The 23,335-nt window shown below is 63.7% G+C and carries 23 protein-coding genes; 8 read left to right on the forward strand and 15 right to left on the reverse strand.

Annotated elements, in window-relative coordinates:
* Positions 1–146: 146 nt before the first annotated feature.
* The 3 genes from M9924_19920 to M9924_19930 are packed head-to-tail and all read left to right on the forward strand — an operon-like array spanning position 147 to position 3,001.
* Entirely contained in the window at positions 147–1,127 is a 981-nt protein-coding gene (locus tag M9924_19920) for a thiamine pyrophosphate-dependent dehydrogenase E1 component subunit alpha (protein MCO5066655.1), read from the forward strand.
* Positions 1,115–2,134 (forward strand): alpha-ketoacid dehydrogenase subunit beta, encoded by a 1,020-nt coding sequence (locus M9924_19925; protein MCO5066656.1) that lies wholly within the window; start codon positions 1,115–1,117, stop codon positions 2,132–2,134. The genes M9924_19920 and M9924_19925 overlap by 13 nt, the downstream gene beginning before the upstream one ends.
* A gap of 24 nt (positions 2,135–2,158) precedes the next feature.
* Complete coding sequence (locus M9924_19930) at positions 2,159–3,001, forward strand: NAD(P)-binding domain-containing protein (GenBank protein ID MCO5066657.1); 843 nt, start codon at positions 2,159–2,161, stop codon at positions 2,999–3,001.
* Positions 3,002–3,008: 7 nt separating this feature from the next.
* Here M9924_19930 and M9924_19935 read toward each other — a convergent pair whose 3' ends face one another.
* From M9924_19935 to M9924_19955, 5 genes are all read right to left on the reverse strand, one after another.
* Complete coding sequence (locus M9924_19935; protein ID MCO5066658.1) at positions 3,009–3,992, reverse strand: branched-chain amino acid ABC transporter permease; 984 nt, start codon at positions 3,990–3,992, stop codon at positions 3,009–3,011.
* 2 nt (positions 3,993–3,994) lie between these two features.
* Complete coding sequence (locus M9924_19940; protein ID MCO5066659.1) at positions 3,995–4,879, reverse strand: branched-chain amino acid ABC transporter permease; 885 nt, start codon at positions 4,877–4,879, stop codon at positions 3,995–3,997.
* 9 nt (positions 4,880–4,888) lie between these two features.
* Entirely contained in the window at positions 4,889–5,593 is a 705-nt protein-coding gene (locus M9924_19945; GenBank protein ID MCO5066660.1) for an ABC transporter ATP-binding protein, read from the reverse strand.
* Positions 5,586–6,350 (reverse strand): ABC transporter ATP-binding protein, encoded by a 765-nt coding sequence (locus M9924_19950; protein ID MCO5066661.1) that lies wholly within the window; start codon positions 6,348–6,350, stop codon positions 5,586–5,588. The genes M9924_19945 and M9924_19950 overlap by 8 nt, the downstream gene beginning before the upstream one ends.
* Before the next feature lie 98 nt (positions 6,351–6,448).
* The gene (locus tag M9924_19955; protein MCO5066662.1) at positions 6,449–7,651 is read right to left on the reverse strand and encodes an ABC transporter substrate-binding protein; all 1,203 of its coding nucleotides are present in this window, start codon (positions 7,649–7,651) and stop codon (positions 6,449–6,451) included.
* A 170-nt stretch (positions 7,652–7,821) separates the two neighbouring features.
* Here M9924_19955 and M9924_19960 point away from each other — a divergent pair, with 170 nt between their 5' ends.
* Positions 7,822–8,703, forward strand: a complete 882-nt coding sequence (locus tag M9924_19960; GenBank protein ID MCO5066663.1) for a 3-keto-5-aminohexanoate cleavage protein — start codon at positions 7,822–7,824, stop codon at positions 8,701–8,703.
* Positions 8,700–9,566 (forward strand): hypothetical protein, encoded by an 867-nt coding sequence (locus M9924_19965; GenBank protein ID MCO5066664.1) that lies wholly within the window; start codon positions 8,700–8,702, stop codon positions 9,564–9,566. Before M9924_19960 ends, M9924_19965 begins: the two co-directional genes overlap by 4 nt.
* A 75-nt stretch (positions 9,567–9,641) precedes the next feature.
* On the opposite strand, the gene M9924_19970 is transcribed toward M9924_19965, so the two are convergent.
* From M9924_19970 to M9924_20000, 7 genes are all read right to left on the reverse strand, one after another.
* Positions 9,642–10,502, reverse strand: a complete 861-nt coding sequence (locus M9924_19970) for a MaoC family dehydratase N-terminal domain-containing protein (GenBank protein MCO5066665.1) — start codon at positions 10,500–10,502, stop codon at positions 9,642–9,644.
* Positions 10,503–10,541: 39 nt separating this feature from the next.
* Entirely contained in the window at positions 10,542–11,501 is a 960-nt protein-coding gene (locus M9924_19975) for a LysR family transcriptional regulator (GenBank protein ID MCO5066666.1), read from the reverse strand.
* Positions 11,502–11,695: 194 nt separating this feature from the next.
* Entirely contained in the window at positions 11,696–12,406 is a 711-nt protein-coding gene (locus M9924_19980; GenBank protein MCO5066667.1) for an ABC transporter ATP-binding protein, read from the reverse strand.
* Positions 12,403–13,164, reverse strand: coding sequence for an ATP-binding cassette domain-containing protein (locus M9924_19985; GenBank protein ID MCO5066668.1), 762 nt, complete (start codon positions 13,162–13,164; stop codon positions 12,403–12,405). Before M9924_19985 ends, M9924_19980 begins: the two co-directional genes overlap by 4 nt.
* Positions 13,151–14,044, reverse strand: coding sequence for a branched-chain amino acid ABC transporter permease (locus M9924_19990; protein MCO5066669.1), 894 nt, complete (start codon positions 14,042–14,044; stop codon positions 13,151–13,153). The genes M9924_19985 and M9924_19990 overlap by 14 nt, the downstream gene beginning before the upstream one ends.
* A gap of 9 nt (positions 14,045–14,053) precedes the next feature.
* Complete coding sequence (locus tag M9924_19995) at positions 14,054–14,923, reverse strand: branched-chain amino acid ABC transporter permease (GenBank protein MCO5066670.1); 870 nt, start codon at positions 14,921–14,923, stop codon at positions 14,054–14,056.
* Between the two features lie 12 nt (positions 14,924–14,935).
* Positions 14,936–16,072: an ABC transporter substrate-binding protein gene (locus M9924_20000; protein ID MCO5066671.1), complete on the reverse strand. Its 1,137-nt coding sequence runs from the start codon at positions 16,070–16,072 to the stop codon at positions 14,936–14,938.
* Between the two features lie 249 nt (positions 16,073–16,321).
* Here M9924_20000 and M9924_20005 point away from each other — a divergent pair, with 249 nt between their 5' ends.
* From M9924_20005 to M9924_20015, 3 genes are read left to right on the forward strand one after another with little or no spacing between them, the layout of a single operon-like run.
* The gene (locus M9924_20005; GenBank protein MCO5066672.1) at positions 16,322–17,197 is read left to right on the forward strand and encodes an SMP-30/gluconolactonase/LRE family protein; all 876 of its coding nucleotides are present in this window, start codon (positions 16,322–16,324) and stop codon (positions 17,195–17,197) included.
* A 31-nt stretch (positions 17,198–17,228) separates the two neighbouring features.
* Complete coding sequence (locus tag M9924_20010; protein ID MCO5066673.1) at positions 17,229–18,383, forward strand: thiolase family protein; 1,155 nt, start codon at positions 17,229–17,231, stop codon at positions 18,381–18,383.
* Complete coding sequence (locus M9924_20015; protein ID MCO5066674.1) at positions 18,380–18,787, forward strand: OB-fold domain-containing protein; 408 nt, start codon at positions 18,380–18,382, stop codon at positions 18,785–18,787. The genes M9924_20010 and M9924_20015 overlap by 4 nt, the downstream gene beginning before the upstream one ends.
* 14 nt (positions 18,788–18,801) lie before the next feature.
* Here M9924_20015 and M9924_20020 read toward each other — a convergent pair whose 3' ends face one another.
* The 3 genes from M9924_20020 to M9924_20030 all read right to left on the reverse strand — a co-directional run bounded on the left by M9924_20020 (position 18,802) and on the right by M9924_20030 (position 22,870).
* On the reverse strand, positions 18,802–20,235 hold the full coding sequence (locus M9924_20020) for an NAD-dependent succinate-semialdehyde dehydrogenase (GenBank protein MCO5066675.1): 1,434 nt from the start codon (positions 20,233–20,235) through the stop codon (positions 18,802–18,804).
* A 68-nt stretch (positions 20,236–20,303) separates the two neighbouring features.
* Positions 20,304–21,140 carry an amidohydrolase family protein gene (locus M9924_20025; protein ID MCO5066676.1) on the reverse strand — a complete coding sequence of 279 codons (837 nt, stop codon included), beginning with the start codon at positions 21,138–21,140 and terminating at the stop codon, positions 20,304–20,306.
* A 26-nt stretch (positions 21,141–21,166) separates the two neighbouring features.
* Complete coding sequence (locus M9924_20030; protein MCO5066677.1) at positions 21,167–22,870, reverse strand: GMC family oxidoreductase N-terminal domain-containing protein; 1,704 nt, start codon at positions 22,868–22,870, stop codon at positions 21,167–21,169.
* Positions 22,871–23,335 lie beyond the last annotated feature (465 nt).

Genomic DNA, 23,335 nt, shown 5'->3' on the forward strand with positions numbered 1-23,335 from the left:
GATAACATCTTGACAAATGAAACACGGGGCGGCACGGTTGGCAAGGCTTTATTCGCACGGGCCATCGCATGCCCGAGGAGGCGGCGGATCGGTGCGACCATGATAGTGTCGCGGCTCCCCGTGGACATTTCGGAGGAGGATTTGCGTTGAGGAACACTGTGCCGCGCAGGCTCGAACTGTTCCGCACGATGTGGCGCATTCGCGCGTTCGAGGAAGAGGCGCTCGACGCGCATCGGGCGCAGGAGATCGCCGGACCGCTGCATGTCTCCATCGGCCAGGAAGCGGTTTCCGCCGGCCTGTGCATCAATCTGGAGACCGCCGACCGGCTGACCTCGAACCATCGCGGCCACGGCCATGTGCTCGCCAAGGGCGCGGACCCCAAGCGCATGCTGGCCGAACTTTATGGCCGCGCCGACGGCTATTGCGGCGGCAAGGGCGGCTCGATGCACATCGCCGATTTTTCCGTCGGCATGCTCGGCGCGAACGGCGTCGTGGCGGGTGGAATACCGATTGCGGTCGGCGCCGCGCAGGGGTTGAAGCTGCTCGGAGAAAAGGCGCTGGTCGTCTGCATCTTCGGCGACGGGGCGGTCAATCGCGGGCCCTTCCTCGAAGGGTTCAACTGGGCCGCGCTGTTTCGGCTTCCGGTGCTGTTCGTCTGCGAGGACAACGGCGTCGCGGCCTTCACGCAGACCGCCACCATGACGGCAGGCCCCGGCATCGTGGCGCGCGCGCAAAGCATGGGCGTCGAGGGACGTTCGGTCGACGGCAACGATGTCGTGGCCGTGGACGAGGCCGTGGCGGAACTGGTCGAAGCCATCCGCGCGACCGGCGAGCCGCGCTTCCTGCACGCGCAGACCTACCGGCTGATGGGCCACACATCCACCGACGCCGCCGCGTGGCGGTCGCAGGAGGAAGTGCAGAGCGCGCGGCAATCCGAGCCGATCGGCAGGTTGCGAGCGCTGCTGCTCGAAGAGGGCTGCTCTGAGCGCGACCTTGACGGAATCGAACGCGCGGCCCGGCAGGAGATGCAGGAAGCGAGGCGCTTCGCACAGGCGGCCCCGTGGCCGCTTCCCGAAGATGCCTTCAGCGACGTTCAGGACATCGGAGCGGAAGCATGGCGCAGGTAGAAGCGGACGCAAGGGCTGTGGAGGCGGCGTCCGTCAGCTTCGTGGAGGCGGCGCGCCTTGCCGCGCTTCAGGAAATGCGCCGCGACCACCGGGTCTGGGTGCTCGGCGAAGACGTCGCGCGCGGCGGCCTGTTCGGCCAGTATGGCGGCTTCCTCGACGAATTCGGCCCCGACCGCATCTGCTCGACCCCGATATCCGAATCGACCATCATGGGCGCGGGGCTTGGCGCGGCGCTGGTCGGCACACGGCCCATCATAGAAATGCGCATCTTCGACTTCGCCATGTGCGCCATGGACGAACTGGTCAACCAGATCGCCAAGATCCGCTACATGTTCGGCGGACAGGCAAAGCCCGCCGTGGTGGTGCGAATGCCGTTCGGCATATGGCGCAATTCGGCAGCCCAGCATTCGCAGATGCTCGAGGCATGGTTTGCCCACCTGCCCGGCGTGATCGTGGCGACGCCCAGCACCCCGCAGGACGAGGCGGGCCTGCTGGTCTCCGCCATCCGCTGCGACGACCCGGTCATCATGTTCGAGCCGAAGCTGCTCTTCACCGACAAGGCGCCCGTCGCCGATCCCATCGAGCCCATCCCGTTCGGAGAGGCCAGCCATCTGCGGCACGGCAACCACCTGACCATCGTCACATGGTCGTCCATGGTTCCGCGCTGCAGGGAGGCAGCGGAGGAACTCCAGGCCAAGGGCGTCGAGGCCGACCTGATCGACCTGCGCACCATCTGGCCGTGGGACAGGTTCGCGGTGTGCAATTCGGTGGCGCGGACAAGGCGGCTGCTCGTCGTCCATGAGGCGGTCAGCGCGGCGGGCTTCGGCGCGGAAATCGTCGCGCATGTGACGGAGACCTTGGGACCCGGCGCGCTCCGGGCGGTGCGCCGTCTTGGCGCGCCGCGCGTGCCGGTGCCCTTTTCACCGGCCATCGAATCGGAAATCACGATCTCACGCGACCGTATTGTGCAGGTCGCACTCGACGTCGCCGGCAAGGCGGCGGCATAAAACGCTCTGACCGGGAGGATCAAGATGACCAAGCTCGCATTGCTGGGTGCCGGAGGAAAGATGGGCGCGCGGCTGTCGCGCAGTCTGTCGCAATCGCCGTTTTCGGTGAGCCATGTGGAGATCAGCGAAACGGGCCGCGCCTGGCTGAAGAGCGAACTCGGCGTCGATGCCGTGCCGCAGGCGGACGCCCTCGCGGATGCTGACATCGTGATCATGGCGGTGCCGGATTCATTGATTTCGCGCGTGCTCTCCGGTTTCGTGGGCGACCTGCGGCCCGGAACCTGCGTCATCGTGCTGGACGCCGCCGCGCCCTATGCGGGCGTCATGCCGCGCCGCGACGACATCACCTATTTCGTCACCCATCCCTGCCACCCGCCCCTCTTCATCGAGGAGACCACGCAGCCGGCGTTGCGCGACTTCATCGGCGGCATCGCCATGCAGCACATCGTCTGCGCGCTGATGCAGGGTCCCGAGGCCGACTACGCCAGATGCGAGGCGGTGGCGCGGGCGATGTTCGCGCCGGTTGGCCGCTCGCACCGCTGCACAGTGGAGCAGATGGCCATTCTGGAGCCTGCCTTGTCGGAGTCCACCACCGCCACGCTGTGCACCGCCATCCGCGACGCCACCGAACACGCAATCGGTATGGGCGTGCCCCGGCAGGCGGCGATAGACCTCATCTACGGCCATATCCGCGTGGAACTGGCCATCCTGTTCGGCGAACTGCCCGGCGCGCGCTTCTCCGACGGGGCATTGCAGGCCATCGACGAAGCACAGCCGGTGATTTTCCGCGACGGATGGATGGACCGGATCTTCGACCTCGGCGAGGTGAAGAAGAGCGTCGAGCGCATCTGCGCGCCCGACGCCTGAGCGCCGCTCAGCTCCTTCTGCGGCGAAGGCGGCTAAGCAGCGCCTCCGCCTCGCCCACGATGCCGCGCCGGAAGAACATCACGCAGAAGACGAACACGAAGCCGAGCACGACATGGATCGGCAGGCCGGATGTCGCGAGATAGTTCTCAAGGCTCACCACCACGCCCGCGCCGACAATCGGCCCGAGTATGGTGCCGACGCCGCCGACCAGCGTCATCAGCACGACATGGCCGGACGCCTGCCACCCGACATCGGTCAGCGAGGCGAGCTGGAAGACGATGGCGCGCGTGCTGCCCGCCAGCCCGGCCAGCGCCGCCGACATCACGAATGCCGCAAGCTTGTAGCGCTCGACCCGGTAGCCGAGCGAAATCGCGCGCGGCTCGTTCTCGCGGATCGCCCGCATGACCACGCCGAAGGGCGAGTTGACGATGCGCCAGACGGCCAGCGAGCCGAGCAGGAAGACGGCGCAGACGAAGGCATACATGAAGCGCGGATCGTCGAGCGGCACGAGGCCGAGCAGGCGGCCCCTCGGCACGGCCTGTATGCCGTCCTCACCGCCGGTGAACGGCGCCTGCACGCAGAAGAAATAGAACATCTGCGCGATGGCGAGCGTGATCATGGCGAAGTAGATACCCTGCCGCCGGATGGCCAGGTATCCGACGACGACGCCGAACGCCGCCGCGAACAGCACGCCGAGCAGGATCGCAAGCTCCGGCGTCAGCCCCCAGTATTTCGCGGTGTAGGCGGTGATATAGGCCGCCCCGCCGAAGAAGGCGGCATGCCCGAAGGACATCAGTCCGGCATAGCCGAACAGAAGGTTGAAGGCCGCCGCGAACAGGCCGAAGCACAGCATGTTCATGACGAATACGGGATAGACCAGCATATAAGCGACCGTGAGCAGCACGATCGCCGCAACAGTGGCGACAAGCGGCGCGCGAACGCCGTCACTGTCCGTATCGGACCGGGAAAGCGAGAGAGGCTGCGGGGTCATCGTCAGGCTCTCCCGAAAAGGCCGGCGGGCCGGGTCAGCAGGACCAGCACCATGATGACGAAGATCACCGTGCTGGAGGCTTCGGGGTAGAACACCTTGGTCAACCCCTCGATCACGCCGAGCGCATAGCCCGTGACGATGGCTCCCATGATCGACCCCATGCCGCCGATCACCACGACCGCAAAGACCACGACGATCAGGTTCTGCCCCATCAGCGGGCCGATCTGGTAGATGGGCGCCGCGAGCACGCCGGCCATCGCCGCCAGCGCCGCGCCGAAGGCATAGGTCGCGGTCATCAACAGCGGCACGTTCACGCCGAAAGCCTGCACCAGCGTCGGGTTCTCGGTCGCGGCGCGCAGATAGGAGCCGATCCTCGTGCGCTCGATCAGGTACCATGTGGCGAGGCACAGCACGGCGGAAAAGACGATCACCCAGCCGCGATAGAGCGGCAGCATCATGAAGCCGATATCCGCCACCCCCTCGAAGGCCGACGGCATCGGATAGGGTTGCCCGGAGGTTCCGAGCCAGTGCCGGAAGCCGCCTTCGACGATCATCGCGACGCCAAAGGTCAGCAACAGCCCGTAGAGATGGTCGAGCGCATAGAGCCGGGACAGCAGGAACTTCTCCATCAGCACGGCAAGGCCGGCGACGAGCAGAGGAGCGAGCACAAGGGCCGGCCAGTAGCCGATCCCCAGATAGGTCAGCATCATCCAGCTGAAGATCGCGCCCAGCATGTACATCGCGCCATGCGCGAAATTGATGACGTTCAGCATGCCGAAGATCACCGCCAGCCCGAGGCTCAGCACGGCGTAGAACGACCCGTTGATAAGCCCGATCAGGATCTGCACGTAGAATGCCTGTATCGGAATGTTGAACAGTTCCGTCACCGCCTCACCTCACAAACCCATTGCCCGGTTGACCGCTTCGGAACGGCTGGAAAGCTGGTCCGCCGGGAAACTGTCGATGATGCGGCCATCCTCCATCAGGTAGAAATGGTCGGCGACTTTCCGGGCGAAGCGGAAATTCTGCTCCACGAGAAGGATGGTCATGCCCTTCTGCTTGAGGCCGAGGATCACCTGCGCGATGCGCTGCACGATGACCGGGGCAAGCCCTTCCGCCGGTTCGTCGAGAAGCAATATGTCGGCGCCGGTCCTGAGGATGCGCGCGATTGCCAGCATCTGCTGCTCGCCGCCCGAAAGCTTGGTGCCCTGGCTGCCGGCGCGCTCCCTGAGATTGGGGAAAAGCTCCAGCAGTTCCTCCGTCGTATAGGCGGCCTGCCCGATCTGGGGCGGCAATGTCAGGTTCTCCATCACGTTCAGGCTGGCAAAGATGCCGCGTTCCTCCGGCACATAGCCGAGCCCCAGCCGCGCGACCTGATGCAGCGGCAGGTGCAGGATGGAGCGGCCCTTGAGCAGCACGTCGCCGTCGCGCTTTTCGATCACGCCCATGATGGATTTCAACGTGGTCGACTTGCCGACGCCATTGCGTCCCAGAAGCGTGACCGTCTGGCCGCTCGGGACGGTCATGTCCACGCCGTGCAGCACCTGGCTTTCGCCATACCAAGCGCGCAGGGCCTTCAGTTCCAGCGCCGCCTCAGTCATCCTCGGCCCCGATATAGGCTTCGAGCACGCGCGGATCGGCGCTCACTTCGGCATAGGTTCCTTCCGCGAGCGTGCGGCCCCGTTCGAGGACGGTGACGAAGTCGCACAGGTCCTGCACCACGGACAGATTGTGCTCGACCATGACCACGGTGCGGCCCCGCGAGGCGCGCCTGATGACCTCCGCGATGGGTCCGATGTCCTCATGCGCGATGCCCGCCATCGGCTCGTCGAGGAGCAGCACCTTCGGCTTCAGCGCAAGCGTGGTGGCAAGCTCCAGCGCGCGCTTGCGGCCATAGGGAAGCTCGCCCGCCAGCACGTCGCGCATCGCCAGCATGCCGACCGAGCCGATCAGCTCGCAGGCTTCCTCGTCGAGCGCGCGCAGCACCTTCTGCGGCCGCCAGAACTGCGTGCCGAGCCCGTGGTTGCGCTGCAGCGCGACCCGCACGTTTTCCAGCACCGTGAAGTTCGGGAAGATCGCCGAAATCTGGAAGGAGCGCACCAGCCCGCGCAGCGCGACATCCGCCGCCGGAAGCCCGGTGATGTCCGTGCCGAAAAAGCTGATCGAGCCGCGCGTCGGCATCAGGAATTTCGTGAGCAGGTTGAAGACCGTGGTCTTGCCCGCCCCGTTCGGGCCGATCAAGGCATGCACGGAACCCTCGCGGACCGAAATGTCCAGGTCCTTGACCGCAAAGAAACCCTTGAACTCCTTGGTCAGTCCTCGCGCCATCAGCGCGATCGGCCTGTCCGCCGGAACCATATCGTCTACCTCCCGGCATATGGTCCCGGAGCGCTTCCAGGCGAAGCGCTCCGGCGTGACCAAACCGTCCTGAACTACCAGTAGCCTCGCGCAGACCGCTATTCAACCAGCGGGCAACCGGAGCCTTCCATGGGCGGGGCGGCGTCGTCGCCGGGGATCTTCTGGACAAGATTGTAGAGGTCCCACGGGCCGGTCGATTCCTCGGGCTTCTTCACCTGGAAAAGGTAGAAGTCACGGTTGACCCAGCCGTCCTTGCGGATGCGGGCGTTGTCCGTCATGAAATCCTTGACCGGAAGCTCGCGCATCTTGTCGGCGACGGTCGGCCCGTCGGTGACGCCTGCTGCGGCAACGGCCTTCAGATAGTGTGCCACGGCGCTGTAGACGCCGGCCTGCGTCATGGTCGGCATGCGCCCATCGCGGCGCTCCGCGAACCGCTTGGAGAATGCCCGCGTCTCGTCGTTCATGTCCCAATAGAAGGATTCGGCCAGAAGCAGACCCTGCGCCTTTTCAATGCCGATCGAGCGCACGTCGGTGATGAGCAGCGCCATTGCGACGAGCCGCTGCTTGCCCTTGGTGATGCCGAATTCCGCCGCCTGCTGGACCGAGGCGATGGACGGCTGGTTCGAATTGGCGAGGCCGATCACATCGGCGCCCGAACTCTGCGCCTGCAACAGGAACGACGTCATGTCGCTCTGGTCGATGGGGTGGCGCACCGCGCCCAGCACCTTGCCGCCCGCTTCCTCGACCAGCTTGCTGGAGCTGGCTTCGAGATTGTGCCCGAAGGCATAGTCGGAGGTGAGGTAGAACCAGGACTTGCCGCCGGACGCCAGCACGGCGGAGGTCACGGACTTCGCCATCGGCAGCGCGCCGAAGGTCCACTGGAAGCCGGTCGGCGAACATTGCTTGCCGATCAGGTCGCCCGCGCCCGCAGCCGAGAACATGACGATCTTGCCGCGATCGCGCGCAACGGCCTGCACGGCCAGCGCGGCTGACGAGGGCGGCACGTCGACAATGGCGTCGACGCCTTCATTGTCGTACCAGCGCGTCGCGATGGTCGAGGAAATATCCGGCTTCGCCTGATTGTCGGCGTCGAGCACCTCGATGGTGCGGCCCAGCACCTTGCCGCCGAAATCCTCGACCGCAAGCTGGGCGGCGACGACCGACCCCTTGCCCGAAAGATCGGATGCGAAGGAGGACTGGTCGGTCAAGACGCCGATGCGCAGCGGCTGGTCCTGGGCCTGAGCGCCCGATGATAACACCATGCCAAGCATGGCAACGGCAGATAGCAGCAGTTTATTCACGGAACTCCTCCCTTAGCGTCTCGTGAGCATTTTTTGAAAAATGCCCGAAGGCGCGAAATGAATCAAGAGATTTTTGAGACTAAATTTCACATCGTGAGATTTCTCTTGAACTGGGTCGCGGTCTGGACTACACACCGGCTGACGGTCAGCTCACATCCGGAGGAGAAGCAATGGGGAATGGGACCTGGCTTGAAGTCGCGGTCAACGGTCCGTGGGGACGCGACACGCAGCCTTTGATTCCGGTCACGCCGGAGGAGATCATTGCCGAGGGCGTGGCCTGCGCGCGCGAAGGCGCAGCCATCATCCACGTCCACGCCTACGACCCGGTCAAGGGCCGACAGAAGGACGATCCCGACATCTATGCGCGCATCATCGAGGGCATTCGCGAGCAGGTGGACGTCATCGTCTACCCGACGCTGCCCTTTGTCGGCTCGGTCGACCTCCCCCAAATCTGCACGCCGCAGGAGCGTTTCGCCGCGGTCGAGGAATTGTCCCGCCGGGGCCTGCTCGAATGGTCGGTCGTGGACCCCGGCTCCTGCAATTTCGCGCTCTATTCCGACATCGAAAAGGATCAGCTCGGTTTCGTCTATCCCAATCCCGAGACGCATCTGCGCCACGGCCTTGCGCTTGCGCAGAAATATGCCTTCGCGCCGAGCTACGCGATCTATGAGCCGGGCTTCATAAGGCTGGGCGCAGCCCTTGCCCGCCGCTATCCCGGCGCAAGGCAGGCCATCTACAGGTTCATGTTTTCCGACCAGTACACGTTCGGCTATCCGCCCGCGCCCTATGCCATCGACAGCTATCTGAGGCTGCTGGAGGACGAGGCGGGCAAGGCGCCGTGGATGGTGTCCGGCCTTGGCGTCGATGTCCGCTCCGTGGTGGGATACGCCGTCGAGAGGGGCGGCCATCTGCGCGTCGGGCTGGAGGACGCGCCCCTGGGCACGGATCGTCCCAACCTCGCATGGACCCGCGACGCCGTCGCCGCCATCGAAGCCGCAGGCGGCAGGCTTGCCACCGCCGCCGAAATCCGCAGCCAGCTTCCCGTCCTATGAACCGGGACCGCAGCACCGGCGACACCCTGCTGAAACGCGATCCGGCGTCCGCAAACCCCGCCGATCAAGGCATAAGTCGTGCGGACACCGTGACCAAGATCGATCCGCTCGCAGCGGGACGCGTTGTGGTTTGCGGCTCCCATGGCGGCCTCTATTCAGGCTACCTCGCCGTCGCGGCGGGCCTGCGCGCGGTGATCTTCAACGATGCGGGCATCGGGCTGGAGCGGGCGGGCATCGCATCGCTCGACTATCTCCAGCGCCACAATATGGCGGGAGCTGCGCTTTCCCATCTCAGTTGCAGGATCGGCGACACGCAAAGCATGCTGGAAACCGGCGTGGTCAGCGCGATGAACGACCTCGCCGGCAGGTTCGGCGTCAGCGAAGGCATGGCTTGCGCGGAGGCGGCGGATTTGCTGCGGGCGGCATCGCTCGACCTGCGCCGGCCTGCATCCGCGCAGCAGGAAGCACGACGCGAAGCTCCGTTTCAAGGCAAGCGCCGCATCGTACTGCTGGACTCGGCCTCGCTGGTGCATGAGAGCGATGCGGGGCAACTGGTCGTGACCGGCTCGCATGGCGGCCTCGTTGGCCGCGATCCTGCCGCAGCCTTGCGGACGGACGCCTTTGTCGGCGTTTTCAACGATGCCGGGTTCGGTCTCGACGACGCGGGCGCGGGGCGGCTTCCTGTACTGGAAGCGCGCGCCATCGCCGCCTTCACCGTCTCGCATATGTCGGCGCGCATCGGAGACGCGTCATCGACCTATGAGACGGGCGTTATCTCACGGGTCAACGCACAGGCCGCGCGCCTTGGCGCAATGGTCGGCATGAGCGCGAAGGAGATGCTGCACCGGCTGGCCGACCAATAGCGTTCGGCCGTCGGCTCCCCGCTCGCCGGGTGGACTGTTTGATCGTCATCGAAGCGACGCGATGAAATTATCGATTTACGGGTCCCATTCAGCCTCGGCCGACATCGCCACCGGACCCCCGGTGCGGGCGGTCCACAGTTCGAGCCTGCCGTCGTTTTCGCGGGCATGGAGTTGGGCAGGCTCCCCCGCGAAGAGCGGAGTCAGGCCCCGGTAGGAAAAGCGGCTCGGCGGACGGCCATGGATGGCGGTCGCGAAATCCACCAGCAATGTCGCCTGCAGGGGGCCGTGGACCACGAGGCCGGGATAGCACTCCACCTGTGTCGCGTAGGGCTGGTCGTAATGGATACGATGACCGTTGAACGTGAGCGCCGAATAACGAAAAAGGAGCGGCGTCGACAGATCGACGCTTCGGACATGCGCGCCGCGCGGGGCCGGGTCGTGGGCCTTGGCCACGGCGGACCACGTGATGGCGCGATATACGAGGTCCTGCCGCTCGGAAATCAACTCCCTGCCGTCGACCTCGATCACATGATCGACGGCAACGAAGCACAGCCGACCGCTGCGGCCTTGCTTCATGGTGACATCGGCGATGCGAGAGGTGCGCCGCACGGTGTCGCCAATGTGCAGTTCGCCGGCAAATGACAGCTTTCCGCCGGCCCACATGCGACGCGGCAGGGAAACCGGCGGCAGGAAATCGCCCCGCGCCGGATGACCGTCCTCACCGAGCGTGGAGGTCGGGGCCGCCGGTTGGGCAAGGCAGAAATGCAGGAGCCGCATGACAGCCGCGCCGTGCGCGACGTCCTGGCTGCGGTCGAACGTCATGGCGAATTTGTGTGCCAGATCGGCGGTGACCATGTCGAAGGCGACCTGCTCGCGACCGATCCAGCCGCGCAGATGCTGCTCGTCCAGATCGTGTTTTGCCACCGTCTCGCTCATCCGACACTCACTCGCCCGGCAAAGGCTTCGCTTCACGTCTCAGCTTTCCGTGCCTTTCAGGCGGAAATACTCTTCCGGAAGCTCGCCCGAGCGAGCCAGTTTCTTCATCTCGTTCTTGATGCTGGAAATCATTGCCTTCATTGCGGCGGTGACGGCCCTGTCGTCACGGGTCACGATGGAAAAATCCGTCTTGATGCCGGGCTTCTTGAGCGGCGCGACGCGCAGCAGGCCGTTGACCACCTCATTGTGCACCGTGTGGTAGTTTATGACGGTGCAGCCCATGCCGTCCTGCACCAGCATCTTGACCATGGCCAGATCGTCGACTTCGAGGATGATGTTGAGATCGAGCTTGTTGGCATCCGCCTCGCGCTCCAGAAGCAGCCGCTGCGGATGGTCGCGGCTCGGCACGATCAGCGGCAATCTGGCGATGTCGGCGATGTCGTACCGATCCTTGATCTCGATGTCGAGCCTGCGCCGCGCCCGTTCCGGCGGAAGGGCGACAGCGAGGTTACTGACCACGATTGGGTCGGCAATGAAGTTGGTCGACAGCCATGGCGTGTGCATGACGGCAAGGTCGATCAGATCGGCGTTCAGCCAGTCGACCAGAAATCCGCTGAAATTGGATCGCAGGTGGATGCTGACATCGGGATAGCTGTCCCTGAATGCAACCAGCACTTTCGGCATGAGCATGGTGCCGAGCGAAGGCACGACGCCGATCCGCAATGCGCCGCGCGGAACGTTCGCCCTCGACTTTACGTCTTCCCGGCACAGGCGGACCTGCTCCAGAATGATCTCTGCATGCTCAAGGACGAGTTCGCCGGCTTCGGTCAGCTTCAGCCCACGCCTGTCCCGGATCAGAAGCGTGGTCGACAACTCCTCTTCCAGCGTCTGGATCTGTCGGCTCATGGCGGACTGCGCCACGTCGAGACTGCCGCCGCCGCGCGAAAACGATCTGCTGCGCGCCACGGCGATAAAGTACTGCAATTGCCGCAGGTTCATACGAATAGACCCGACAAAACAGGCTCCTGATCAAGGCCGCATCGCATTGCCCGTTCAAGCTGTCCGACGAAAGCGTTCCGGCAAATCGGCTTCCGGGGTTCTATACGGCTTTTCTGTCGATTGCGAGCCGGTGACCCGATGTCGTCGAACCCGCACTTCATCGGCAAGACCCGAACGCCGCCGGTCGTTCGAGATCAATAGAGTTCCATCAGTTTCGCGTTGCTGTCGAGTTCCGCGGGCAGGCCGTTCCAGATCATCCGCCCCGATTTCATCACCACCACACGGTCGCTGATGCGCAGCGCCTCGTGTACGTTCTGCTCGACGATCAGAATCGACATCTTCCGCTCGAGCTGCAACGCACGGATCGGCTGCAGCAGGTCCTGGAAGAGCTTGGGCGCAAGCCCGATCGAAGGCTCGTCCATCAGAAGCACGCGCGGCCTGTTCAGGAGCGCGCGACCGATGGACACCATCTGCTGCTGGCCGCCCGAAAGCGTTCCGGCGCGCCGGTCGAGGAAGGTCTTGAGGGGAGGAAGCACCTCCAGCACCCAATCCACCCGGTCCTTGTGCTCGCTTTTCGCCGTGCCGGCTGCCCGCATGGACATCATCATCGTCTCGCGAACCGTCAGGCTCGGAAATATCCCGCGCCCTTCCGGCACCATGGCGATCCCCGCGCGCACCATGTCGCCGGGCCGCCTCGCGCCGTCCACGCCATCGACCTCGATACGTCCCTTGCTGAGGTCGAGAAGACCGAAAAGGGCCTTCACCAGCGTCGATTTTCCCGCGCCATTGTGACCGATCATGCAAAGAACTTCGTTCTCCATGAGGTCGATGTCGACATCGGTCAACACTTCGCGGCCGCCATAGCCGGCGCAGACCTGCCGGGCCGAGAGAATTTTAGCGCTCATGTCTTGCGATCCCCAAAATAGATCGCGGCCAGCTCGGGATTGCTCAGCACCTTCTTCGGTTCATCGTCCGCCAGCAGACGCCCCCGATCGAGGAACGCTATCCGGTCCGAGATGCCGACGACGATGTCGAGATTGTGTTCGATGATGCAGATCGTGACGCCGGCGCTCACCGCGTCGCGCAGAATGTCGAGGAAGCGGTCGTAGGAAGAGCGGTCGAGCCCGGAAGCCGGTTCGTCCAGCAGCCAAAGCTTGGCGTTGGTGATCATGGCCCGCCCAAGCGACAGGAACTTTCGCTCGGCATAGGCCAAGTCGATCGACCGCGCGGAACGCCTCTGCGTCAGCCCTGTGCGATCCAGGATCCTGTTCAGGCGTTCCTTCTTTTCGGCCCGGGTCAGGCTTCCGGCGCCGAAGGGCAGGATGGTGGGCTCGATCGCCGTCAGGAGGTTGTCCTCCACGCTCATATGATCGAACAGCCGCAGGTCCTGGAATGTCCGCGCGATCCCCATCCTCGCAATGTTGTGCGGCGCAACGCCGATCAGGTCCTTGTCGAGCCACCGCACGGTGCCGCCGTCGGGGACCAGATGGCCCGTGATGAGATTGAACAGCGTCGTCTTGCCGGCGCCGTTGGGGCCGACGAGGGTCGTCACGATGCCGGCCCTCAGGTCGAGGGACACATCGTCGATGGCATGCACTCCGCCGAAAGCCTTGGCGGCATGGCGGATGCTCAGCAGCACATTGTCAGGTTCAGCCGTCGACATTTTCGCCCGACCTCTTGTGCTTGCCCGCAATGCCGCCGGGACGGAAGATCATCAGCAGCGTCATCGCCAGTCCGTACAGCAATTGCTGGAAGGACCCGACATCGGTCGAAGGCAGGAAGTGCAGATATGTCAGCGCAGCCGGAACGGCCATCAGCACGGCAGCGCCGACAATCGGCCCGATCAGGGTCCCGGCGCCGCCGATGATCACCATCGCCATGATGAGCACCGACATGTCGAGCGTGAAGCTCTCGACATTGATGAACGAGATATAGACGGCATAGACGACACCTGCCGTCGAAGCCAGCGAGGCGGAAATGACCACAGCCGCGGTCTTGATGGCCGGCACGTTCTTGCCCACCGCCGCCGCGGCGGACTCGCTGTCACGTATGGCCATCAGACTGCGGCCAAAGCTGGACCTAACCAGTTGGCGGATCGCTGCCATCACGAGCAACAGGATGACCAGGGCCAGCACAAGCACCTGAACGGGACTCTGGACGCTGAACCCGAAAACCGTCGCGGGCGGAATGCCGATCAGCCCGCCGAAGCCGCCTGTGACCGATTTCCACTGCGAGAAAACCGTGACGGCGACCATCTGCAGGCCGAGCGCGGCGGCGACGAAATACTCGCCCCGAACCCGCAGCGCCGGCAGGGCCAGCACCAGCGACACGACGCCCGTCACCAGCATCGCCGCCGGTATCAGTATGAAGATCGAGGTCGAATAGTGGATTGCGATGAGCGCGCCCGTATAAGCGCCGATCGCGAAGAAAACCGCATGCGCCACCGAGAATATGCCGGCATACCCGATGATGAAATTGAGGGTCACCGCCAATATGGAATAGATGCACGTCAATACGGCAAGGTTGATGAGGTAGGCTGTCATGTCAGGACATCAGTGGCTGCTCACCTTCTGGCCGAGAATACCGTAGGGCCGGAAGATGATGAAAAGGAACAGGACCGCGAACGTCGTCGCCTCGGTCCAGGCGGAATCGAAGGCGAGAAGCGCCAGGCTTTGGGCCAGTCCGATAAGCAGGCCCGCCAGCAGCGCCCCCACGATGGACCCCACGCCGCCGACAATCGTGGCGGCCAGCGAAATCAGCATCACATGGTTTCCAATGTTCGGGCTCAGCCCGGACGTTGCTCCGGCAATCGCGGCGGCCGGTACCACCAGCAGTGACCCGAGGGCGAACGCATAGTGGGAAATGTGGCGAGGATTCAGCCCGAAAACCCGAACCAGTTCAGGATTGTCCGCAAGCGCGCGCAAGGCCGCTCCGCTGCGTGTCCGGTTCAATCCGGCCAGTATCGCGAAGATCACGGCCGCGCATGCGAAGGCCACCCAGGTCAAGGGCGCGACATATATGCCGTCCATGATCTCGACGGAGCGGCTGAGCGGCGTCGCGATGGTCACGAAGGATCGTCCGAAGATCATGGCGATCGAGTTCTGCACGGCGATGGCCACGCCGAACGAGGCGACGAATACCGTGAAGAACGAACCCTCATGCCTCTGGATCGGTCCGTACACCAGCACGTCCATGCAGACGCCGAACAGGATCGCGACCACGCAGGCGACGGCGATCCCAAGGCCGATGCCGAAGCCGTGCAATTGCATGAAATAGATTATGTATGCGGCGAGAACGAATGTCGCGCCATGGGCAACATGAAACACCCGTGTCGCACCGAATATCAATGAGAAGCCTGCGGCGGTGAGTGCGTAGACCGCACCCACCTGCAGCCCGTTAATAACGAGTTGGAACAGCAGCATTCGGCGGTCCTATCAATCCGCACCGCTGTCGGCAATCGGGGAGAGCGCCTGATCCTTCACGACATTGATCCGGATCGGAACCGTCACGCCTCCATTCTCCTGGAACGTCACGGTGACGCCGGCCAGCTTGAACGTTCCGATCTCCAGACGCTTCTTCAGCAGATTGGCGCCGTTGACCTCAAGGCCTTCCTTTTCGAGGGCGCTTGCCAAGGCGGCATAGAGCATGATCGCGTTGTAGTAGTTCGTGCTGACGAGCGTGGGATCTCTCGAATACTTCTTCCTGTAGTCCTCGACGAACCGCTTGGTGACCGGGTCGTCCGATGTGTAGTCGACTTTTTCAGAGGTTATGATCATTCCCTGCGCCTCGGGCAACTGCAACGCTGCCGGCCACGAGTTCCCGGAATAGGTGAGCAACTGCTTGTCCACGCCATTGTCGCGGAGCTGCTTGATCACCTGCAACTGTTGGTCGCCATAGGTCGCAAGATAGATGGCGTCGGGGTTGAGGGAGCGCACCTGCGCGGCGATGCCCGAAAACTGCTGGGCTTCCGGAGGCAGGGAGTAGGATGCGACGAGTTCGCCGCCCACCTCTTTCAACTGCGTCGTCAGAAGGTCACGGATTGCGACGCCTGACGGATCGTCGATGTAGATGAGGGCGATCTTCTTCAGGTCGCGCTTGTTGACGAGATAGGAGGTGAGGGATTTGGTTTCCTGATCCACCAGCGGAATGACGTTCCAGAAATACTCGCCGAGCTTCGCGAGGTCCGGCGACAGGCCGCCCGCATTGGCGCAGACGACTTCGTTGCGCTGGCAAAGAGGCGCGATCGCCTTTGAAACGCCGGTATATGCCGTCAGCACATATTTGACCTGGTCCACATTGACGAGCTTCGTCATGCCCACCACGCCGACCTGCGGCATTGCCTGGCTGTCTTCGTAGCGAATGGACAATTTGCCGGACAGGATCTTGTCGGCATTGATGTGCTCGACGGCAAGATCCGAACCGGAGGCAAAATCCTCGCCCTGCGCAGCGACCGGCCCGCTCAGCGGGAAAAGCGCGCCGACCGTCAGGTCCTCGGCGTAACCGGGTGCATAACTCAGCGGCAGGGCAGCCAGCCCCAGCGCAGCCGCGATGAACCTTTCACGGAACTTCATACTTTCCTCCCTTTGAAATTCAGACTTGGCATGGTCTGCTACCTAACCGTAGTCCCAACTGACAGCGCCACAAAGGCGTGGAGCGCGATCTGGATTATCTCAAAATGAGATGCATTCGCCCCGCCGCCTGCGGAAAGAGACCTTTCCGGCTATCCGCTTTCGGCATAGGCAAAATGCCGGTTCAGACATTGTGTGGCGGTGTCGTCGGCAATAGGCCTACCGGATGCCCCCAATACGCGGATAAGGCCAGTGCTCCGGTATTCCATAGAACGTATCGGCGATACTCGCGACAAGCTTGGCGAATCTCCGCTCTGGGTCGAGGACGGCCCTTTTCTCTATTGGATCGACATTCGCGAGGTAAGCCTGCACTGGATGGATATGCGCACGCGCGCGCATCGCTCGCGCGCGCTGCCGAAGATTCCCGGCGCCGTCGTCACGCGCAGGAAGGGCGGGCTGCTTATGGTGTTTCGCAGCGCGCTTGCGGTGCTCGAAACCCCTGATGCGGAACCGCAATTCCTCACGCTCGACTTCGACATGGGCGACCAGCGCTTCAACGACGCGAAATGCGATGCGCGGGGACGGCTTTGGGTCGGAACGCTTGACCGGCAGTTGAAAAGTGATGCGGCGGCGCTCTACAGGATCGATGCGGCGCTCAACGTCGAGCAGGTGGATGCGCCCTTCACGCTCGGCAACGGGCTGGCCTGGAGCCCGGACTACACCAGCATGTATTTCACGGACACCCGCACCCGGACCATTCATCGCTATGATTTCGACCTCGCCACCGGCGTCGCCGCCAACCGGCGCACATTCGCTCGCGTGGATGAGGAAGGAGCCGGACGCCCGGACGGCTGCGCCATGGACGCCGAGGGTTTCCTGTGGAGCGCCATGATTGGCGGCGGACGCATCGCCCGCTTCGACCCGGACGGCCGGCTCGCGCAGGACATCCGCCTACCTATCAAGAATCCGACGAGCTGCTGCTTCGGCGGGACCACGCTCTCGACGCTTTATGTGACGAGCGCCACGGAAACGTCGATGGAAGGCCTGACGGACGAGCCGCTGGAGGGCGGGCTGTTCGCGGTCGAGACCGACGTGCGCGGCATGCCGGTTGGCGGCTACGGCGATTGATGCAGTTCAGAAATATGGGGAGAGCAGGCAAATGGTTCTCGGAAATATCTCCACCAACAACAGGAAAGCGGCTGTTGTCGGCGTGGCCAACAGCAAATTCGGCAAAGCGCCGGGCAATGATGTCTACGACCTGACGCTGTCCGCCTTCCACGATGCTCTCGCCGATTGCGGGCTGGACAAGTCGGCAATCGACGGCATCATCATTCACCGTGCGCCTGACTACCAGCGGTTCTGCGAGCTGGCGGGAATGAACCCGAAACTGATCGCGACTTACCCTTCGCAGGGTCGAATGTCGGGCGTGGCCATTCCCCTTGCGGCCACGGCGATCGCAACCGGCATGGCCGAGACCATCGCTCTTGTCTACGGCAATGTCGGCAGGACCGCCGGGCAGATATATGGCGGCGAGAACGACAATTACGGCAGCGGCGGCGCGGGCCGCTGGTTCCCCTACGGAATGACCTCACCCGGCGCGATGCACGCCATGATGTTCCGCCGCCACATGCACCAGTACGGCACGACCGCCGAGCAACTCGGCGAGGTCGCGATAACGTTCAGGAAGCATGCTTCCCTCAATCCCGGCGCTGTCATGCGCCAGCCTTACGACATGGACGAGTATCTGGGGTCCCGCTTCATCTGCGACCCGCTCAGGCTTCTCGACTATTGCCTCATCAATGACGGCGCGGTCGTCATGATCATCACATCCGCCGAGCGGGCGAAAGATCTTGCAAAGCCCCCGGTCCATATTCGCGGATATGGCGAGGCGACCGCCTTCAAGGAGTCCACCATGCCGCCGGACGACTATTGGTTCGCGCAGATGGAAACCGTGGGGCAGCAGACGCATGCCATGGCCGGCACCACGCGCGAAGACATGAACGCCTTGATGATATACGACAATTTCACGCCGACCGTATTGTTCAGCCTCGAAGGCTTCGGCTACTGCCCGCACGGGGAAAGCGGTCCGTGGGTTCAGGAAGGCCATCTTGCGCTGGGTGGCCGCTATCCCGCCAACACATGCGGCGGGCACCTGTCCGAAAGCTACATGCAGGGATGGGCGCTGAACGTCGAGGCGGTGCGGCAGATTCGGGGAGAGTGCGACCAGCGCCAGGTGCCCGGCGCCGGGCTGATCCAGTTCCTCTCGGCCGCCCCGATCGTGACATCGATCATCTACGGAGCTGAACCCCAATGAGCGATTATGCAAAACCGCTGCCGAAGATCGACGCGCTTGACGCCCCCTACTGGGAGGGCGCGAAGGCGCACGAGCTGCGTATTCTGAAATGCGGCAATTGCGGCCACTGCAGCGCGGACCCGACAAGACGCTGCATGTCCTGCGGCGCACAAGCGCTGGAATGGACGAAGGCGTCGGGGCGGGGCAAGGTCTGGTCCTACGGCGTGTTCCACAAGGCCTATTTTCCGGGATTCGCGAACGACGTTCCCTACAATGTCGCGATCGTCCAGCTCGAGGAAGGCCCGAAGCTCTATTCGAACATCGTCGCCGTGCCGAACGAGGATATCCGCGTCGACATGGCCGTGAAGGTCCATTTCGATGATGTCACCGACGACGTCACACTGGTGAAGTTCGAACCGGCATAACCCGGTAACCGGGCTCAGGCCACCCGGCTCCTGCTGGTGACGTATTTCGTCACGAGGAAGCCGCGGATGCCCTCGATCCCGGCCTCGCTTCCGAGACCGCTGTCCTTCACGCCGCCGAAGGGTGCTTCGGGCGACACCACGCCGAAATGATTGATCGCCAGCGCGCCGACCTGCAACGCGTCGCATACGCGCCGTTCTGTCGCCAGCGACGAGGTGAACGCATAGCCCGCGAGACCGTAGGGGTTCCGGTTCGCCCGGGCGATCACCTCCTCGGCGGAACCGAACCTGCTGACCGGCAGCACCGGGCCGAACGGTTCGGTGGTCATCAGCGCGGCGTCATCCGTCACGTCGGCCAGCACGGTTGGCTGGTAGAAGAAGCCCTCGTTCTCATGCCGCCTGCCGCCTGCGGCGACACGCGCGCCGTGCGACACCGCATCCGCGATGAGCTGGTCCATCGCCTCGACGCGGCGCGCATTGGCCAGCGGCCCCATCTCGGTGCTGTCTGAAACGCCATCACCGATGCGAAGGTTCGAGACCTTGCCCGCAACGCTGTCGACGAAACGGTCGTAGATCCGCTCGTGGACGTAGAACCGGCTGGGAGAGTTGCAGATCTGGCCCGCATTCCTGAACTTCGCCGCCACGGCAAGCGCGGCGACGGCCTCCGGCTCGACATCGTCGAAGATGAGCACAGGCGCATGGCCGCCCAGTTCGACCGTCGCCTTCTTGAGCTGCCTGCCGCAGGCTTCCGAGATCAGGCGTCCGACGCGCGTCGATCCAGTGAACGTCACCTTGCGGATCACGGGAGAGTCGATGCAGCGGGAGGTGATTTCCGCCGGGTCGCCATAGACCAGCGCAATCGCACCGGCAGGAACGCCCGCGCGATGCAGCGCGTCCACGACGCGCGCCGCGCTGCGCGGCGTTTCCTCGGCTGCTTTCAACAGCACGGAACAGCCGGCGGCGAGCGCTTCGGCAAGTTTGCGGGCGGGCGTGAACACCGGAAAATTCCACGGTGTCAGCGCCAGCGCGGGGCCGATCGGTTCATATGTGACCGTCTGGCTTGTCTCGGGAACCCTTGCCGGGATCGTTCGGCCGTAGAGCCTGCGGCCCTCCTCGGCGGTCCACTCCAGCGCCTCCGCGCTGGCCATGACCTCGCCCCTCGCCTCCCGCAGCGGCTTGCCCTCCTCGGCGGTCAGGACGGCGGCGATGTCATCCGCTTCGGCCCGCAGGATCGCGGCGGCGGCGCGCAGCATGTTGCTTCGTTCGAGCGGCCCGAGCGCGCGCCAGCTTTCGAAGCCCCGCCCCACCGACGCCAGCGCGTCGTCGACGTCCTCAGCGGTCGCCGCGAAAACGCCATCGATCCGCTCGCCGGTCGCTGGATTGACGACGGCGATTTCCGATCCCCGGCCCCGCCGCCATTGCCCGTCTATGTAAAGGTTGACGCTATCCATTGGACGTTACCTCCCTGGCAAGCCTGTAATTCGCTGCGTTCAAATCCTCGAAAAGCCGAAGCGCCGCTTCACGACACGCCGAACAGGCGCCGGGCATTGCCGCCGAGGATCGCTTCCTTTTCCTCATGGGTGAAATCCGAATGCAGGACTTCGGCGAGCGGGAACGGAAAGCTGAAAAGCTTCGGCTTCGTATAAAAATCCGTCCCGAGCAGCATGCGGTGCGCACCAGCGGTCTTGACGAATTTCTCAAGCGAATGTCCTGCCGATGTCAGCACGCCGGTATCGAAGATGATGTTTTCATGCCTGCTCGCAATGAGCGACATCCACTGCGCATTGTTGGGGCAGGAGAAGCCGTCGAGCGCAATAATCGTCACCTCCCGGTGGCGCTCCGCCAGCAGTTCCAGACGCCATGGCGCCTCCAGCGTGGAGCCGGTCACGATATGGATGATCGCGGGAACCCCCTTGCTCTGGAGCTTTTCCAGAAAGGCGTCCATCATCGGATGGTCGAGCACCGACCCCTGGAAGCGGTGATGCCAGGCCATGGCCTGAAACCCGAGTTCGTCGATGCAGCGGTCGATCTCGTCCAGCCCCTGCGCTCCATCGAGCGCGCTGACGGTGCCGGCGGCGACGGGAAAGCGGTCCGGCATCAGCTTGCGATATTTCGCCGTATGATCGTTGTGCTTCTTCGTGTCGGCGATTCCGGCGGCCTGCGCATAGCCGTTGGCCGGCATGAGCAGCGCCTGCGAAATGCCGAACTTGTCCATGTAGCGCAGCCGGGCCTCGCAATCCTGCGCGATGCTCTCGTCGGAAAAGGAGGTGCTTTCCGAACGGTCGCCGAAATAGGCGCCCAGCGAGCCGACATGGTGATGAATGTCAAAAACCCTGATTCCATCCAGATCATACATTTCAGGCCACGCTCCCCCTGCTTCGTTCAATTGCCGTTCACGACGGCGTCGCTGATCTTTTCGGCCACCATGATCGTCGGCAAGGTTGTGTTTGCCCTCGGAACCACGGGGAATATGGACGCATCGACGACGCGCAGTCCCGCGACGTTTCGCACGCGTCCCTGATTGTCCGTGACGGCCATGGGATCGGCGCTGTCGCCCATGCGGCAACTGCACGACGCATGCCAGACGCCGATGGCGCATTTGCGCACGAATGCCTCGCATTCCTCGTCGTCGGCCAGAATGCCGTCCAGCGTGAAACTGTCCGCCACCACCTTCTCGATGAGGCCGCGGCGAAGATAGTCCGGCCCGTCCAGGAGCCGCGCCAATATCCCCGTCAGGATCTTGTTCCTGGCATTGATCGTGCCGACCTGCCGCACCCGCTCCCCGTACACAGCCGGGAACGGGTCCGCGACGACCGCCTGCATCTCCTTCGAGGCATAGATGCGCGCAACGCGGCGCAGCCCGTCCATCAGGCGCCACAAATCGCGGCTGTCCGAAAGAAGATTGAAATTTACCGTCGGTTGGTCGTGCCAGTCCGCAGTCCTGAGCTTCACATGTCCTTCGTCGGAAAATGTCTTGTAGACGCAGATATTCATCGAGCCGATCTGGCGGCCCACCGCATGCCACGCGGTGCGGGACACCGGGAACACCGCCATGTCCGCCGCCGGGCACTCGGTCTGCCCGGACGTGTACCGCCACATGGTGAGCATGTGGCGGCGCGTGATGCCGTTCAGCCTCGCATGCGGACGGATGAAAGCGGCGACAGCGACGCATGGATGGTCCATGAGATGCTGTCCGACCCCGGGCACATTGGCGATCACCGGAATGCCAAGCTCTTTCAATTCGCCGGCGGGGCCTATTCCCGCCCTCAGAAGGTGCGTCGGAGAATAGATCGCGCCGGAGGAAAGGATGACCTCGCGTCCGCGAAACTCGCGCTGACCTTCCGGCGTCAGTGCGGTCACACCGACGCATCGGGCCTCTTCCATCACCAGCCCGTTGACGACCGTGCCGGTCGAAATCGTCAGGTTCTCGCGCTGCCTCGTTCCCGAGTCGAGATAGGCCATGGCCGAGGAAACGCGATGGTCGTAGAGGTTCGAGATCGTCGCGGGAAAAAAGCCGTCTCCAAATTCGGCGTTCTGGTCGAGCCTGTAGTCGAAGCCGGCCGCTTCGATCGCCTTGCGCACCGCCTTGATGTGCTCCGGCCAGGAGTCGGGAAAGATGCGGCGGACCGGCATGCGCCCTTCGGTCCCATGCATCGGGCCGTTGAAATCGATGTCGCGCTCGAGCTTCCTGAAATAGGGCAGCACATCCTTCCAGCCCCAGCCGCTTGCGCCCAGCGCCTCCCACTCGTCGTAATCGTCCGGCGTGCCCCGGTTCGCAAGCTGGCCATTGATCGACGACCCACCGCCCAGCACCCGGGCCTGCTCATATTTGCGCAGTTGGGGCGTTGAGCTGCCGGGATCGTTGTGCGAGATGCGCGCGGTCGTGACCCTCAGGTCGCCCCAGGTGAAGCGGGGGCCGAGATAGGCGCGCCCGGGATAGGAACTGAGAATTTCGGCGGGAACCCTGCCCTCGGGCGTGTCTTCGCCGGCTTCGAGAAGAAGGACCTTGTTCTGGCTGCGGGCCGACAGGCGGTTTGCCAGCACGCATCCCGCAGCGCCGCCACCCACAATAATGAAATCGTAAATCATCAACGAGACAGTCCGCGAAATTAACGCACGCCCCCTGCCGCGAATGCGTGTCCTCCGGTGGCCGTGCGTCTGGCATTGCGCGCCAGCGTGCGGACACTAGGAGCGATGCCGCCCGTTGCCAATGCTTCGCAGACATAGTGATGATCTTGAGTCGGCATTTCCGGTTGCGGGGAACTGCGGCGCGACCGGCTATGCGCAAACGAGATAGCCAAGTTGGCGAACGGGCATTTGCATCGCCATTCGATCTGTTTCAAATACGGACGCGAGGTAACTATCCGCCAGCGCCCGCATGAAGGGCAGCAAAGCTGCACGCGATCATGCTTCTGGAGGCCGCGTTGAGCGCGGTGGTCCCTGCCAACGGAATGATTTGAGGATCCGCGCCCGCCAAATGCCGGCGAGGCCGGAGCACGACCCATATCGGATGGAGAAATTGATGGACAAGGACGTTTACGAGAAAGGTCT

This window comes from Rhizobiaceae bacterium (genome assembly GCA_023953835.1).
Taxonomy (GTDB): Bacteria; Pseudomonadota; Alphaproteobacteria; order Rhizobiales; family Rhizobiaceae; genus Mesorhizobium_G.

Excerpts from the sequence above, each read along its gene's own strand:
- M9924_19925 (MCO5066656.1), top strand. The coding sequence starts at position 1,115 with ATGGCGCAGGTAGAAGCGGACGCAAGGGCTGTGGAGGCGGCGTCCGTC.
- M9924_19930 (MCO5066657.1), top strand. The coding sequence starts at position 2,159 with ATGACCAAGCTCGCATTGCTGGGTGCCGGAGGAAAGATGGGCGCGCGG.
- M9924_19935 (MCO5066658.1), bottom strand. The coding sequence starts at position 3,992 with ATGACCCCGCAGCCTCTCTCGCTTTCCCGGTCCGATACGGACAGTGAC.
- M9924_19945 (MCO5066660.1), bottom strand. The coding sequence starts at position 5,593 with ATGACTGAGGCGGCGCTGGAACTGAAGGCCCTGCGCGCTTGGTATGGC.
- M9924_19950 (MCO5066661.1), bottom strand. The coding sequence starts at position 6,350 with ATGGTTCCGGCGGACAGGCCGATCGCGCTGATGGCGCGAGGACTGACC.
- M9924_19960 (MCO5066663.1), top strand. The coding sequence starts at position 7,822 with ATGGGGAATGGGACCTGGCTTGAAGTCGCGGTCAACGGTCCGTGGGGA.
- M9924_19965 (MCO5066664.1), top strand. The coding sequence starts at position 8,700 with ATGAACCGGGACCGCAGCACCGGCGACACCCTGCTGAAACGCGATCCG.
- M9924_19970 (MCO5066665.1), bottom strand. The coding sequence starts at position 10,502 with ATGAGCGAGACGGTGGCAAAACACGATCTGGACGAGCAGCATCTGCGC.
- M9924_19975 (MCO5066666.1), bottom strand. The coding sequence starts at position 11,501 with ATGAACCTGCGGCAATTGCAGTACTTTATCGCCGTGGCGCGCAGCAGA.
- M9924_19980 (MCO5066667.1), bottom strand. The coding sequence starts at position 12,406 with ATGAGCGCTAAAATTCTCTCGGCCCGGCAGGTCTGCGCCGGCTATGGC.
- M9924_19985 (MCO5066668.1), bottom strand. The coding sequence starts at position 13,164 with ATGTCGACGGCTGAACCTGACAATGTGCTGCTGAGCATCCGCCATGCC.
- M9924_19990 (MCO5066669.1), bottom strand. The coding sequence starts at position 14,044 with ATGACAGCCTACCTCATCAACCTTGCCGTATTGACGTGCATCTATTCC.
- M9924_19995 (MCO5066670.1), bottom strand. The coding sequence starts at position 14,923 with ATGCTGCTGTTCCAACTCGTTATTAACGGGCTGCAGGTGGGTGCGGTC.
- M9924_20000 (MCO5066671.1), bottom strand. The coding sequence starts at position 16,072 with ATGAAGTTCCGTGAAAGGTTCATCGCGGCTGCGCTGGGGCTGGCTGCC.
- M9924_20010 (MCO5066673.1), top strand. The coding sequence starts at position 17,229 with ATGGTTCTCGGAAATATCTCCACCAACAACAGGAAAGCGGCTGTTGTC.
- M9924_20015 (MCO5066674.1), top strand. The coding sequence starts at position 18,380 with ATGAGCGATTATGCAAAACCGCTGCCGAAGATCGACGCGCTTGACGCC.
- M9924_20020 (MCO5066675.1), bottom strand. The coding sequence starts at position 20,235 with ATGGATAGCGTCAACCTTTACATAGACGGGCAATGGCGGCGGGGCCGG.
- M9924_20025 (MCO5066676.1), bottom strand. The coding sequence starts at position 21,140 with ATGTATGATCTGGATGGAATCAGGGTTTTTGACATTCATCACCATGTC.